This is a genomic window from Shewanella sp. 125m-7, from assembly GCF_052977045.1.
In genome coordinates this window covers 106,205-121,340 of sequence record NZ_JBRILQ010000009.1, presented here as the reverse complement: position 1 = coordinate 121,340, position 15,136 = coordinate 106,205, and the positions used below count along the sequence as shown (strand labels likewise).

Sequence of the window (15,136 nt, the reverse complement as noted above, 5' to 3'; positions counted from 1 at the left end):
AATCCCCACCAGAATACTGGTAGGGATTATCTTTCATCTGCAGGATCGGTCAAGTCCTCTTAAACGATCGGCATTGAGATACTTTATCTGAGCTTTTTTGAAAATGATATTCAATTCATATTTAAAGCTTTAGCTACACTCATGATTTCGCATCAATATAGGCTAGCTCTTTATAAACGTAGCATCTCTTTAATAAAGGGTATGGTCAGCTTTCGCTGATGAACCATAGAGGCTTTATCGAGCCTATCTAACACGTCAAATAGTGTTCTTAGATCTCGCGCTAAGCGGTTCAATAAAAAACGTCCTACATCTTCAGGTAGTTGTAAGCCTCTCATTGCAGCGCGGCGTTGCAATGCAGCAAGCTTCTCTTCATCAGCCATTGGCTGCAATTGATAGTTAAGCCCCCACTGCATGCGTGAAACTAAGTCAGGCAGAGAGAAACCACTGTCACTTGGCGAAACACTTGCACTGACAATCAGTGAACAGGTTTTCTGCTCCGAAATTCGATTATATAGATCAAATATCGCCTCTTCCCATAAAGGGTGGCCTGCAATCGCATTCACGTCATCGATACACACGAGATCCAGTTTCTCTAGCCCCTCTAGTAGCGCTGTCGAAATACTCGCGTGGATCCCTAAAGGAATATAAAAGCTACTACGACCGAGATCATTAGCGTGAGCGCAGGCGGCATGCATAAGGTGGGTGCGTCCAGACTTTTCTGGCCCCCATAAAAATACTGCACCTTCAGAACGGCCTTCGGCGCAAGCTTGTAAGCTTTGAATAAGTTCATCATTACCCGCTGCAGGATAATAACTATTGAAGGTTTCATCATCTGGGAGATGAACAGGTAATGATAACTGTAAAGGAGAGTTTGGCTTCACTCAGGTACTTCTCAACACGCAATATTTCTATATTAGACACACATGGTAGCATGTGTGCCACTTGATTGGGAGTTATTGACCTTTCCAATAATAGATCTGTGTCTCTTTCTGAGCTTGAACTTCAGTTTCTATCGAAGAATAACCAAGGTTTTGTTGGTTATTGCTCATTACTGCTTCGATTCTAGGGTCAAGAGCCATTAATCGATGAAGATCCGCTTCGTTTCCAAACAGGTTCAAATTAAACTCAATTGTTTGCCCTTGAATTCGAGCGATACTGGCAGATTTTATCGCACTTAGCTGATTTAAGTATTGTTCAATAGCGACGAGTTGCTTCATCTCAGTTACGTCAGCAAAGGTAAGTTTTGTGGTTTTTTGCTCTCCTGAATCGGCAATAGCGTACTGACCAACATAATATTCACTCGTTGCTGCAACTATGGCTGCAACCGCATCATCAATCGTTGCCGCTTCACCACTTTTAGTGATAAGCGAATTCAATTGTAGCGATTGCGCCGCTTTCTCTCGAGGGTATAGGTTCATCTGATAACGGTAAACGCTAGCTTGTGGCTCAATAGTTGCCAAGATAAAATAATTTGACTGATATCTAAGTGAGGCATGTGCGACATTATCGGTGAACTGTCCCCGAATATCATTGACACCGACTTTCATTGAATCATCGAGATCCATTAACGGTAACAACAAAGGCACGCCGCGGGTTGCTGATTCACGCTCAAACACTTGTCGGCTCGGGATACTTGATGCGTCATTTAAAATTTCACGCTCACCGTTTTCACTTAGGACTAACCAAACTAAAGTCAAAGGTCTCTGCTTTCCCCAAACGGGTAATCCCGCCTCTCTTAACAGCGAAATAATACGTTTGTGGTCAAAGTTTACTTTGAGAAATAGTTCACCCTTGTCTTCAACATAACCGTATTGAGTCATCAATGAACTGGCATTGCCAAGCTGTTTCTTAACAATTTCATTAGAGAGCGCGAGCTGAGTGCCAGAATTTTTTAGAATCACCTCTTCAAATGCTCGCTTGATCCCTTGGCTTCTCAGTGCTGTCGACCTTGAGTCGATTGACACGACACCTTCGTCCAGTTGCTTGACCTCGGCAGCCGCAACAAGCGTTGAGAAACCAGCAAAAAAAGAGAAAGTAACAAAAATACGTAAAATGAGTTTCAACATGTTTTAGATTCAAAGACGGCTCAATAAATAAAATTGTATCACATCTATTATTATTTTTGCCGAGATAAAGATAGGCACATGCAGAACCCATAAAGTAAGCTAATTTGTGCGAGCTCACATACAGGGCCTGTAGAAGCAGATATCATTGATAGGTTTACTTAAAATAAGAGAGAAATAATGAAAAACCTAACAATGCCTTTGCAAGGAGCGCAAATGCTGTTCGTGGCCTTTGGCTCACTGGTATTAATGCCCTTGCTAACAGGCTTAGATACTAACGTTGCACTCTTTACTGCCGGTATAGGCACCCTGATTTTCCAATTGATCACTAAACGTCAAATCCCAATATTTCTCGCCTCCTCTTTCGCCTTCATCGCGCCTATTATGTATGGCGTTCAAACTTGGGGGATCCCATCCACTATGGGCGGATTAATGGCTGCAGGCGTGGTCTATGTCATATTAGCGGCGGTGATTAAAGTCAGAGGTGGAGGTTTCATTAAACGCTTACTGCCACCCGTTGTCGTTGGCCCTGTTATTATCGTCATTGGTTTAGGATTAGCCCCCGTTGCGGTGAACATGGCCGTGGGCAAAAGTGGTGATGGTAGCGTGCAGTTAATCGCACAAAACACCGCCCTTCTTATCTCATTAGCCTCTTTATTTACGACTATTGCGGTTGCCATATTCGCTAAAGGTATATTGAAACTAATGCCAATCTTAGTGGGTATCACAGTTGGTTATGGACTGAGCCTAGCATTTGGTATCGTAGACTTCAGCCTAGTAATAGACGCGCCATGGTTAGCCTTGCCAAATTTTGTTGCACCTGAATTTAACTGGCACGCCATTTTATTTATGATCCCAGTCGCTATAGCGCCTGCAGTTGAGCACATAGGCGATATTTTAGCTATCTCCAACGTAACGGGTAAGGATTACCTGAAAAAGCCTGGACTACACCGCACCCTCGCTGGCGATGGCGTTGCGACGATTGCAGCATCAGCTTTTGGTGGTCCACCAAATACGACTTACTCTGAAGTCACGGGTGCAGTAACACTGACCAAAAACTTCAATCCTGTCGTTATGACTTGGACAGCTATCACGGCGATTTTATTTTCTTTTGTTGGCAAGTTAGGCGCTTTACTGCAAACGATTCCAGTCCCCGTTATGGGCGGCATCATGTGTTTATTATTTGGTTCTATTGCAGCGATAGGTCTTAGCTCATTGATTAAGAATCAGGTTGACATGAATGAGCCACGTAACTTAAGTATTGTTGGCGTAACACTCGTATTTGGTATTGGTGGAATGGCATTTGGCATTGGCTCGTTTAGCTTAACCGGGATCAGCCTGTGCGGTATCGTTGCAATCTTAATGAACTTAATTTTGCCAGACAACGCCGCAACCCATGTGAAGATTGTCAGTGAAGAGGTTAGCCCTTCTTGATCGCCATTTTAAAATCTATTTTCAAATAGCTTAAACAAAAAAGCCCCTAACGGTTTATACCGAGAGGGGCTTTTTTACGGATGACGATTAAGCTTGATCGTCTTCTGTTTTATATTTTGCTGCAGTTTCTTTGATAAGCGTTTGTAACTCACCTTTTTGGAACATTTCAGTCAAAATGTCACAACCGCCGATGAGCTCGCCTTCTACCCAAAGCTGAGGGAAGGTCGGCCAGTTAGCGTATTTTGGTAGCTCAGCACGGATATCTGGATGCTGGAGGATATCAACAAATGCAAATTGCGCTTCACAATTAATCATAATTTGAGCGACTTGAGAAGAAAAACCGCAGCTTGGTAACTTTGGTGAACCCTTCATATACACGATAATTGGATTTTCAGCGATTTGCTGCTTGATCTTTTCTACTGTTTCCATTTTTCTTTCCTGATTAGAACGTCTCTACAATAACCCCATTGTACGCCAGTCTTTAGCAGAACAAAAACCTACTTTTTACAGGGATAATTACTAATAGGAATAAACGATTAAGATAATCGCTCAATTTGAATAAACAATGATACACTTCACAAGTTTATTAGGTAATATATCTTACAGTGAGTAAGAACGCACAAAATAACAAACTAGAAGTTAACGGAGAAAACTAATGGCTTTTGAATTACCAGCATTACCTTACGCAAAGAACGCACTTGAGCCACATATCTCAGAAGAGACCATTAACTACCACTACGGTAAGCACCACAACACATATGTGGTTAAGCTTAACGGTTTAGTTGAAGGCACGGATCTTGAACAAAAGAGCCTAGAAGAGATCATCAAGACCTCTACTGGTGGTATCTTTAATAACGCAGCTCAGATCTGGAACCACACTTTCTACTGGAACTGCCTATCACCAAATGGTGGCGGTGAAGCAACGGGCCCAGTTGCTGACGCAATCAACGCTGCTTTTGGTTCTTTCGATGCGTTTAAAGCACAATTTACTGATTCTGCAGTAAACAACTTCGGTAGCGCTTGGACTTGGTTAGTAAAGAACGCTGACGGTACTGTTGCGATTGTGAATACTAGCAACGCTGCAACGCCTCTTACAGACGACGGTGTAACACCGATTATGACGGTAGATGTATGGGAACATGCTTACTACATCGATTACCGTAACGTACGTCCAGATTATTTAGCGCATTTCTGGGAATTAGTTAACTGGGAATTTGTTAACGAAAACTTCGCAGGTTAATCATTCAACTCTGCGTTAAATCAAAAGGAGCCTCAGGGCTCCTTTTTTAATGGATTTCCCCCTCACTTTATTACATCTCAAATGCAACTATTGCAAATGCAACTATTTCTCTTTGTTTTTATTTACTTTTTTCCCGCACAGCTCACATTTAACGTCTAACATTAAAGGTAGGAGGCTAACCGTATTAGCTTCTAATCTTACCATTTGTGCGTTTCAGGGGGCCGGTTATGAGTATATTTGAGCATTACCAACAGCGGTATGAAAGAAAGCTTGATGAAGAATATTCATTAGAAGACTTTTTAACCATTTGTAAAAAAGACAGAAGTGCATATGCATCCGCGGCAGAGCGCTTATTGATGGCGATTGGGGAGCCTGAAATCATCGATACGTCTAAAGAACCTATCCTAAGTCGACTATTTTCTAACAGACTTATTTCTCGATATCCCGCATTTAAAGACTTTTACGGAATGGAGGAAGCGATTGAACAAATAGTTGCTTACTTAAAGCATTCAGCCCAGGGACTGGAAGAGTCAAAACAGATCTTATATTTACTTGGACCTGTCGGTGGCGGTAAGTCATCTCTTGCAGAAAAACTAAAAGCCTTAATGCAGAACGTACCAGTGTATGTGCTAACCGCAGATGGAGTTCGCAGCCCAGTTAATGATCATCCGTTTAGTTTATTTAATGTTGATGAAGATGGTCAGTTATTAAAAGATGAGTACGACATCCCTGAACGCTATTTAAAAACTATTATGTCGCCCTGGGCGGTAAAACGCCTGCATGATTTTGGCGGTGATATTTCTAAGTTTAAAGTGGTAAAGGTTTATCCTTCAATTTTAGATCAATTGGCTATTGCTAAAACTGAGCCTGGTGATGAAAATAACCAAGATATCTCTTCCTTAGTGGGTAAGGTCGATATTCGTCAATTAGAGCATTTTGCTCAGCATGACGCCGATGCCTATTCCTATTCAGGTGCATTATGTCGAGCGAACCAAGGTTTAATGGAGTTTGTGGAGATGTTTAAAGCACCTATTAAGGTGTTACATCCTTTATTAACCGCAACTCAAGAAGGTAATTATAACGGCACTGAGGGCTTATCCGCCCTGCCCTTTAGCGGGATCATTCTTGCTCACTCAAACGAGTCTGAATGGACAACCTTTAGAAATAACAAAACCAACGAAGCATTTTTAGACCGGGTTTATATTGTTAAAGTGCCTTATTGCCTCAGACTGTCGGAAGAGGTACGGATTTACCAAAAATTACTGACCAATTCTGAGCTTGCAAATACACCTTGCGCCCCCGGTACGCTGGAGACTTTAGCACAATTCACTGTCTTATCTCGTGTCATCGCTCCAGAAAATTCATCGATATACTCAAAGATGCGAGTTTATGACGGCGAAAGTCTTAAGGACACTGATCCTAAAGCCAAATCCTATCAAGAATATCGGGATTACGCTGGTGTGGACGAAGGAATGCAAGGTTTATCAACCCGCTTTGCCTTTAAGATCCTTTCTAAGGTGTTTAACTTCGATCACACTGAAATCGCAGCTAACCCAGTACATCTCTTCTATGTATTAGAACGTCAAATTGAACAAGAACAGTTTCCTACAGAAATAGCTGAGCGTTACCTGGAGTTTTTAAAAGGTTATCTCATCCCTAAATATGTCGAATTTATTGGTAAAGAGATCCAGACCGCCTATCTAGAGTCCTACTCAGAGTACGGTCAAAACATCTTCGATAGATACGTAACCTATGCCGACTTTTGGATCCAAGATCAAGAGTACCGCGACCCAGAAACTGGCCAATTATTTGATAGAGCCGCGTTAAACTCTGAACTTGAAAAAATCGAGAAGCCCGCAGGGATCAGTAACCCTAAAGACTTCAGAAATGAAATCGTTAACTTTGTCCTACGTGCTAGAGCAAATAACGAGGGCACAAATCCATTGTGGACCAGCTATGAAAAGCTCAGGACAGTAATTGAGAAGAAAATGTTCTCAAATACCGAAGACTTATTACCTGTTATTTCTTTCAATGGTAAATCTTCCACGGATGACCAGCGTAAACACGATGACTTTGTCAACCGAATGATGGAAAAAGGTTACACCCAAAAACAAGTCAGACTGCTCTCTGAGTGGTATTTAAGAGTAAGAAAGTCTTCTTAGAAAGCCCTAAGGGGAGTTTGACTCCCCTTCTATTGGCTAGGAGGTGCGCATGACAAGTTTTATTGATAGAAGGCTTAATGCTAAAGGCAAAAGCACTGTTAACCGACAGCGCTTTATTAATAGATATAAAAAACAGATCAAAAAGGCAGTGAGTGACGCCGTCACTCGCCGCAGTGTCACCGACGTAGACAAAGGAGAAAAGATCAGTATCCCCACTCGCGACATCAGTGAACCAACATTTCATCAAGGTAGCGGCGGCGTTCGAGAACGTGTTCATCCAGGAAATGATAAGTTTACTAAGGGTGATCAAATAGACCGGCCCCCTTCAGGTCAGGGGCAAGGCGCTGGTCAAGGTGATGCTTCTGACTCTGGCGAAGGTCAAGATGACTTTGTGTTTCAAATTTCAAAAGATGAATATTTAGAGCTGTTATTTGAAGATCTTGAATTACCTAATTTACAGAACAACCGCTTGAATAAATTAGTTGAATATCAAGTTTATCGAGCCGGCTTTACTAATGATGGCGTGCCCGCAAATATCAATATTGTGCGATCACTGCGGTCATCGCTTGCTCGAAGAACGGCAATGACATCAACCAAGAAAGCAAAGTTAAAGCAACTTGAAGCTGAACTCAATGAACTTGAAAATACGCCAGGCTCTGAAGCTGAACGCATTATTGGGTTAAAAGCAGAGATTAAAGATCTAAAAGAGCGCATTAAAAAAGTGCCATTCATTGATACTTTCGACTTACGTTACAACAACTTTGCCAAGCGTGAAGTGCCATCTAGTCAAGCAGTGATGTTTTGCTTAATGGATGTGTCCGGCTCAATGGACCAAGCAACAAAAGACATGGCTAAGCGGTTTTACATTCTACTTTATCTCTTTCTAACACGGACCTACAAGAACTTAGACGTCGTGTATATCCGCCATCATACCCAGGCAAAAGAAGTTGATGAACACGAATTCTTCTACTCCCAAGAAACTGGCGGTACGATTGTATCGAGTGCTCTTAAATTGATGCATGAAATTCAGCAGAAGCGCTATCCAGAAAGTGAATGGAATATCTACGCAGCTCAAGCCTCTGATGGCGACAACTGGGCTGATGACTCCCCTTCATGTCACGAACTCTTAGAAAAGAAAATACTACCCGTTGTTAGATACTTTAGCTACATAGAGATCACTAACCGTGCCCACCAGACGCTCTGGCGCGAATACGAAGATCTAAAAAAATCTCATGCCAATATTGCAGTACAACACATAAAACAGGCTGAGGACATTTATCCCGTGTTTAGAGAGCTATTTAAAAAACAGGCTGTTTAGGGAGTGCTTATGGATATGCCAAATAAAAGAACACCCATGGACGATGGGCCGGATTGGAACTTCGACTTATTACAAACTTACCTAACAGAAATAGAACGGGTAGCGGGCATTTATCGTTTAGATGCTTATCCAAACCAGATAGAAGTCATTACAGCAGAACAGATGATGGATGCCTATGCTGGGATTGGTATGCCCATTGGCTACACACACTGGTCTTTTGGTAAACGCTTTATTGAAACAGAACAAGGTTACAAGCGCGGACAGATGGGGCTTGCCTATGAAATCGTCATTAATTCAGATCCTTGTATTGCCTATCTCATGGAAGAGAATACCATCACAATGCAGGCACTAGTCATGGCGCACGCCAGCTTTGGTCATAATAGTTTTTTTAAAGGTAATTATCTTTTTAAAACCTGGACTGATGCGAGTTCTATCATTGATTATTTAGTCTTTGCTAAAAATTACATTAGCGAATGTGAAGAGCTTTACGGTATTGATAAAGTAGAGAGCGTTATCGACTCTTGCCATGCACTGATGAGTTATGGTGTCGATAGGTATAAACGCCCTAGTGAGATTTCATTTAAAGAAGAAAAAGTGCGCCAAAAAGATAGGGAGGCTTACCTTCAAACCCAAGTCAATGAACTTTGGCGTACCATTCCCGCTCAACCGTTAGAGGCTGCAACAGAGAGAAAAGCCTGCTTCCCAGCAGAGCCCCAAGAAAATATACTCTATTTTGTCGAAAAAAATGCGCCCCTACTTGAACCTTGGCAACGTGAGATTGTGCGTATCGTCCGCAAAATGGGCCAATACTTTTATCCTCAAAAACAAACACAAGTGATGAATGAAGGTTGGGCAACATTTTGGCACTATACCATTCTCAATCATCTTTACGATGACGGGCTAGTGACGGATCGATTTATGTTGGAGTTTTTACAAAGCCACACCAATGTTGTCGCGCAGCCTAGCTATAATAGCCCTCATTACAGCGGAATTAACCCTTATGCCTTAGGCTTTAATATGTTTGTCGATATCAGGCGCATTTGTGAAAACCCAACTGAAGAAGATAAACAATGGTTTCCAGATATAGCGGGAAGTGATTGGTTAACAACACTGCATTTTGCTATGGAAAACTTCAAAGATGAGAGCTTCATCAGCCAATATTTATCCCCTAATATCATTAGGCAATTTAAGTTATTCTCAATATTAGATGATGACAGGAAAAATCATATTAGTGTTTCAGCCATCCACGATGATGAAGGCTATAAGGAGATCAGACAAAAGCTATCCCAACAATATAACTTGTCGAATTTGGAGCCTAATATTCAAGTGCAAAAAGTTGAGGTTAGCGGAGATCGGTCGTTAACATTAAGGTACATCCCAAATTCAAGGATCCCACTTGCAGATACTTGCCACGAAGTGGTCAAACACCTCCACCGACTTTGGGGTTTTGATGTAAAACTTGAACAATATAATGATGACAATAAAACGAGCATAATTGCTGCCTGTCCTAAGCTAGCAGATGATAAGAGTAATTAATGGCATATTACAAGCATAAAAAAAGCGCCTCAATAGGCGCTTTTTTCAAATCAACTTAAAAATTAAGCAAATTTGAAGTCAACGTGTTCAATCATTGGCTTGAACGCGTGGCGTTGCATATCTTGAACGCGAACTTTAACATCTTTACCTTCTAGAGCGATAGTTAGCTCAGAAGTGTAGAAATCTTTGTTCTCTTGAATGTTGATGATATCTTTGTGAGCAAAAACGATAGAGATTGCTTCTTTACCTGGACCGTAGATAACAGCTGGAACTTTGTTCGCATGACGTAGGCGGCGGCTCGAACCTTTCCCGATTTCTGTACGAACTTCTGCAGCGATAGTGTAAGACATAGTAAACTCACTTAATAAAAAAATAATATAAAATTTAAGGCCATGATTTTCGACCAACCACGACCGGCTAAAAGCGGGCGGATTCTACCACATAAAATTTAGCCTAACAAAGATTATAATTCCATTATCGATAGCATAGCTAAAGTACGAGTTACCAGTTTCTGATTGGTCCGGTATCGATATGGACAAATCCAGAACTTGGATAGTAGCCTACCCCACCAAGCTTAAGTTCGATTGCCGCTTCTCGAATATGGGCTAACTTGACCCCTGGCAGTGCTAGATCTAACGCCATACCTTTCATGTGGTAACTCTTCTTAGCGACGCCATTACTGTTCTTCGCTAACATAGCGTTAGTTTTTGGTGAACGGTAACCAGATATTATGTGGAGTTCATCTTCAAAACTCAGAGACTCTGTTAGGTTATACGCAAAATCAAATAAGCGTTTATCCATTGGTGCTGATTCATTCTGGCGATGGTCACGAAGAACTTGACTAAAGTCAGTCAATATCTCATTTTGATAATCACCATCAATCCAATAGCTTCCCTGCCCGCGCTCTCCTGTATGACGGTTATAAAAACCTAGATTTCTAACCCCTTTAGTTGAACGACTTGCATGTGCTTTAGATGGCAACAAAGAAAACATTGCTACACCACCTAAGCCTAATAATAACTGTCTACGAGAGGAACATACTACTGACACACTTTCACCACTGTTTACTTTTCCGACAACTGGCAGGCAAACTAACCCGAAGAATTGAAGAAATCAAGTAATCAGCATAAATTAGTGAAAACTACATTATAAGTCATTGATTTGAGCACTGGCGCGCTCTGTAAGGGCGTGTGTATTTTGTAGTTGGTAAATATCGTTCCTAAATTGAGCTTGGTTGCGGTCGTCAATCCATGCCGTCCAATACACTAGGTGAACATTTAATGTTGAGCTCAAAGCAAACCATTGGGTCCGACTACGCTCTTTATGCCTATCTACCCAAGTCTGTTTATCTTTAACTAAGTTTGCGGCCATCCAATTTGCTAACCCTTCGACATTCTCAACACGGATACACCCTGATGACAACGCACGATTGCTGCGCTCGAATAGATTCGGATCTGCCGTGTCATGAAGGTAAACACTGAACTCATTAGGAAAATAAAACTTATAACGGCCTAAGGTGTTGTTAAAACCGGGGCGCTGTACCAAGCGATAGGGAAATGGTCCTCTAGCGAGATCGCTCCATTGCTGAGGCGTCCTCGACACCAAATTGTTATTGCGATCAAATACATCAAAATTACGTTCAGTAATATAGTTACCGTCTTTTCTAACATGAGGCAGTAAATCGTTATACATGATTTTTTTAGGCACTCGCCAACTTGGATTAATCACCACATTTGATATTGAACTGCTGAGTAACGGGGTTGGGCGATAAGGCTTACCAACAATGACCTTTGATACCAGCTCTACCTTGCCGTTATTAATTAGCTCCATCTCAAATGCGGGGATATTAATGATAAGAAAACGTTCACCACGTTGGGCCATAAATTCAGCCCTTTCGATATAATTATTCGCCAAAATATATGCACGTTTTTCAGGAGCAAGATTTAGCCATTTAAGCGTTTCGGGACCAACGATACCATCAGGATTAAGTCCATGGCGTCTTTGAAAACGCTTTAAAGACCTAACAATCGCATCGTCTAATATTGTTGCTTCTATCGTCGCATTCTCTGCATCGCCTAATAACCATAAGCGCCTAACAATATTAGGAATAGCGGGGTCATTTTTTCCGGGACGAATGAGTTTATCAATGGTTATAGGTTGCCACCAATCTTGCTGTGCCAGCCAATGAAGATGACGTATACGGTTTTGCAACTGAAGGTAACCGTTAAGCTGTGGTTCTATAGACATCGCTCTGATAAAAGGATCGTTTGACACACTTTTCGCAGCATTTCTGATGGGAATTAGGCGCTGCGCCCAAAATAGCCGAATATCATTCTCTATCTGCAACCATTGATTAGTTGAGATCGACTTACTTAATAAGGTCTCTTTATGTTGTTGAAATTGACTATCAACCAATGCTAATAAGGTAACTTGTTGATATAACAAACTCTGGGCATTCTTCTTTCGCTCATCCGCACTAGAATCTATGCTTACAAAAATCAACATAAAGCAGCATACAAGACTACAAAATCGCATTTACCCACCCCTTTATCAACACTAAGGTTAAGTATGGCAAATAATGATGTTTTGTATATGACGACTTGAAAAATTCGGTAAGCAAATTTAATAAAAAACACATAAAAAAGCTCCTGCGGTGCAAGAGCTTGAATCACATAATAATTGTATTCTTAATTAAGGATTACTCACGCTTAATGTGCCTTTACCGACTTCTGTTTTACCCGTACCAGGATAGTATTTTAACTGCCAATTTTCGCTACCTTTTACTGGATTATCTGCAATATAGTTATAATAACAATACGTATCGCTTGAACTTAGTGCGCCACCAGAAAACCAGTATACAATATCATTTCCTTTTACAAAGGGGTCACCAAAATGGCTGACTAGAGTATACTCGTCATTATCTAGCAGGCCTTGCCAAACTTCTTTACAGTACTCCCCTTGCAACAGTGTGCCGTCTTGGCTACTTGCGGAAGTATCGGTCCCTAACGGATAACCTGTTATGCCAGAATCCAGATTACCATCACCATAGCACGCTAAATCAACTTGATAACCACTTTTCCCAGAGGTGAGCCAGCAGCTATGGTACAGCTTTACACCTGATGTAAAACTCCCAAAGGCACTTTTAATCGCAGCATCATGCGCATCTTGACTTAAATTGATAAATTTAGGTACGGCGATAACAGCCAGAATTCCTAGCACGATAATGACAACGACTAATTCGATTAAGGTAAAACCTTTAGCAAGGATTCTCACATCGTACTCCTCTATTCTAAATATATAGTCAATATACGCCTCAAGTCTAAGCAAGTCACTTGAGTTAATGGCATTACTTATTAATAGAATAGGCTAAATGGGCTAGGCTAACAGCCCTCGGATACTCATCATATTTTCCATTGATTTGCTAAGAATCAAGATCCCAATACTTTCGCAGAGGCAAGCCATTTAGTCCACAGAGCCCTTTCCCCCTTAAACTCCATTGAATGAACGACGCCATCTTTTAACCCCTAACAATGCAAAAGCGACTAATGGCTCTATGACTTTGCTTTGCGCTAACATTAACACAAAAAAACCTACAAATTAATGTAAGGGCTTAAATGATGGTACCCGTGACCAGACTTGCTCTTTTCAACTGAATAGGCACGCTTATTCAGCGAGGCATCTGTTATTAAAAAGAATCCCTTGCAGCTCTTTGTTTCAAAACTTAGCGATACGCTAAAGTTAGGGTACAAAAAAGCCCCTACAAATGAATGTAAGGGCTTAAATGATGGTATCCGTGGCCAGACTTGCTCTTTTCAACTGAATAGACACGCTTATTCAGCGAGGCATCTGTTATAAAAAGGAATCACTTGCCCTCTCTCATAAGAGATAAATTTCAGGCGTAAAAAAACCAGCTCAATGGCTGGTTCATTCACTCTTCTAAAAGAAGATGGTACCCGTGGCCAGACTTGAACTGGTTAGCTTGTTACGCGAGGCATCTGTTATTAAAAAGAATCCCTTGCAGCTCTTTGTTTCAAAACTTAGCGATACGCTAAAGTTAGGGTACAAAAAAGCCCCTACAAATGAATGTAAGGGCTTAAATGATGGTACCCGTGGCCAGACTTGCTCTTTTCAACTGAATAGACACGCTTATTCAGCGAGGCATCTGTTATAAAAAGGAATCACTTGCCCTCTCTCATAAGAGATAAATTTCAGGCGTAAAAAAACCAGCTCTAGGCTGGTTTAGTCACTCTTCATAAGAAGATGGTACCCGTGGCCAGACTTGAACTGGCACGCTTATTCAGCGAGGGATTTTAAATCCCTTGTGTCTACCGATTCCACCACACGGGCAAACTCGTTGACTTTGACGATACATATTGTCGGTATCAATACTTTTTAACCACGTCTTACTGACATTGGTTAAACTCATCAAACTCTTATTCTTTATAACTCTTATTCTTTATAACTCTTATTCTGTATAACTATTAAAAGTTATGGAGGCGCGACCCGGAGTCGAACCGAGATCGACGGATTTGCAATCCGCAGCATAGCCATTCTGCCATCGCGCCACATGATGTAAATTGGAGCGACATATCGGGTTCGAACCGATGACCTATACCTTGGCAAGGTATCGCTCTACCAACTGAGCTAATGTCGCATTTCAATTTAATCTGTAATCTTGGTTTCGCTTAATTCGCTTCCCCTTGACTACGGAATGGCATTCTACCGATTAAACGCCAAGAGTCAACGCTATATTTATCGATAAACGACTGACTGCCCATTTATTGATCGCGCTGCTCCTTTAACGAGCTATTCGGCAGTTAAATCCTTCCAGGCGGCTAAAATATAGCTAACCATTGACCAAAATGTCAAAACGGCTGCAATATAAAATAATCCGAAAGCGGCATAAGTTAAAAACTCATTTGGCTGCCAAATTAGGCCCGTAATAGCTACCATCTGTGCCGCAGTTTTATATTTGCCAATCCAAGATACTGCAACAGCACCTCGTTTACCTATTTCCGCCATCCATTCACGTAACGCAGAAATTACAATTTCACGGCCAATCATAAACAGTGCAGGTAAGGTTAACCAAATATTACTGTATTCAGCTATCAATAAAACTAGTGCCGTTGTGACCATTATTTTATCAGCAACGGGGTCGAGAAAAGCACCAAAGCGGGTCGACTGCTTTAACTTTCGCGCGGCATAACCATCCAATGCGTCAGTAACTGCTGCTAGCCAAAAGACAAATGCAGAAGCAAAAGGAGACCAGGGTTCTGGTATATAAAAAAGTACAACAAAAACAGGTAACAGGGCTAACCTGAAAAGTGTTAACGCAATAGGAATGTTAAACGGCATTGTATAACCTAATATTCGAAAGCAGCGC

The 15,136-nt window shown here is 41.4% G+C and carries 13 protein-coding genes and 3 tRNA genes; 5 read left to right on the top strand and 11 right to left on the bottom strand.

Annotated elements, in window-relative coordinates:
- Positions 1-170: 170 nt before the first annotated feature.
- A complete protein-coding gene (gene hda / locus ACVBIL_RS06685) occupies positions 171-881 on the bottom strand; it encodes a DnaA inactivator Hda (RefSeq protein WP_447166199.1) in 711 nt (236 codons plus the stop codon).
- A gap of 72 nt (positions 882-953) precedes the next feature.
- Positions 954-2,066, bottom strand: a complete 1,113-nt coding sequence (locus tag ACVBIL_RS06680; RefSeq protein ID WP_447166198.1) for a DUF2066 domain-containing protein — start codon at positions 2,064-2,066, stop codon at positions 954-956.
- 177 nt (positions 2,067-2,243) lie between these two features.
- Here ACVBIL_RS06680 and ACVBIL_RS06675 point away from each other — a divergent pair, with 177 nt between their 5' ends.
- Complete coding sequence (locus ACVBIL_RS06675; RefSeq protein WP_447166197.1) at positions 2,244-3,497, top strand: uracil-xanthine permease family protein; 1,254 nt, start codon at positions 2,244-2,246, stop codon at positions 3,495-3,497.
- Positions 3,498-3,584: 87 nt separating this feature from the next.
- Here the strand turns inward: ACVBIL_RS06675 and ACVBIL_RS06670 are convergent, their stop codons facing one another.
- A complete protein-coding gene (locus ACVBIL_RS06670; protein WP_447166196.1) occupies positions 3,585-3,926 on the bottom strand; it encodes a Grx4 family monothiol glutaredoxin in 342 nt (113 codons plus the stop codon).
- A gap of 226 nt (positions 3,927-4,152) precedes the next feature.
- Between ACVBIL_RS06670 and sodB the strand changes: the two genes are divergently transcribed.
- From sodB to ACVBIL_RS06650, 4 genes are all read left to right on the top strand, one after another.
- Positions 4,153-4,737: a superoxide dismutase [Fe] gene (sodB, locus tag ACVBIL_RS06665; RefSeq protein WP_447166195.1), complete on the top strand. Its 585-nt coding sequence runs from the start codon at positions 4,153-4,155 to the stop codon at positions 4,735-4,737.
- Positions 4,738-4,964: 227 nt separating this feature from the next.
- Positions 4,965-6,899 carry a PrkA family serine protein kinase gene (locus ACVBIL_RS06660; RefSeq protein ID WP_447166194.1) on the top strand — a complete coding sequence of 645 codons (1,935 nt, stop codon included), beginning with the start codon at positions 4,965-4,967 and terminating at the stop codon, positions 6,897-6,899.
- A 49-nt stretch (positions 6,900-6,948) separates the two neighbouring features.
- Positions 6,949-8,217 carry a YeaH/YhbH family protein gene (locus ACVBIL_RS06655; RefSeq protein ID WP_447166193.1) on the top strand — a complete coding sequence of 423 codons (1,269 nt, stop codon included), beginning with the start codon at positions 6,949-6,951 and terminating at the stop codon, positions 8,215-8,217.
- Positions 8,218-8,226: 9 nt separating this feature from the next.
- Positions 8,227-9,753 (top strand): SpoVR family protein, encoded by a 1,527-nt coding sequence (locus tag ACVBIL_RS06650; protein WP_447166192.1) that lies wholly within the window; start codon positions 8,227-8,229, stop codon positions 9,751-9,753.
- A 62-nt stretch (positions 9,754-9,815) separates the two neighbouring features.
- Here the strand turns inward: ACVBIL_RS06650 and rplY are convergent, their stop codons facing one another.
- The 8 genes from rplY to pgsA all read right to left on the bottom strand — a co-directional run bounded on the left by rplY (position 9,816) and on the right by pgsA (position 15,108).
- A complete protein-coding gene (gene rplY, locus ACVBIL_RS06645) occupies positions 9,816-10,103 on the bottom strand; it encodes a 50S ribosomal protein L25 (protein ID WP_447166191.1) in 288 nt (95 codons plus the stop codon).
- 151 nt (positions 10,104-10,254) lie between these two features.
- Complete coding sequence (locus ACVBIL_RS06640; protein ID WP_447166203.1) at positions 10,255-10,746, bottom strand: DUF882 domain-containing protein; 492 nt, start codon at positions 10,744-10,746, stop codon at positions 10,255-10,257.
- Between the two features lie 153 nt (positions 10,747-10,899).
- Positions 10,900-12,258, bottom strand: a complete 1,359-nt coding sequence (locus ACVBIL_RS06635; RefSeq protein ID WP_447166190.1) for a L,D-transpeptidase family protein — start codon at positions 12,256-12,258, stop codon at positions 10,900-10,902.
- Between the two features lie 186 nt (positions 12,259-12,444).
- Entirely contained in the window at positions 12,445-13,026 is a 582-nt protein-coding gene (locus ACVBIL_RS06630; RefSeq protein ID WP_447166189.1) for a type II secretion system protein, read from the bottom strand.
- Between the two features lie 988 nt (positions 13,027-14,014).
- Positions 14,015-14,100: transfer RNA gene (locus ACVBIL_RS06625), tRNA-Leu, on the bottom strand.
- Between the two features lie 144 nt (positions 14,101-14,244).
- Positions 14,245-14,318, bottom strand: a tRNA-Cys gene (locus ACVBIL_RS06620).
- A 13-nt stretch (positions 14,319-14,331) separates the two neighbouring features.
- Positions 14,332-14,407, bottom strand: a tRNA-Gly gene (locus ACVBIL_RS06615).
- Between the two features lie 152 nt (positions 14,408-14,559).
- A complete protein-coding gene (gene pgsA, locus ACVBIL_RS06610; RefSeq protein WP_447166188.1) occupies positions 14,560-15,108 on the bottom strand; it encodes a CDP-diacylglycerol--glycerol-3-phosphate 3-phosphatidyltransferase in 549 nt (182 codons plus the stop codon).
- Positions 15,109-15,136: the final 28 nt, after the last annotated feature.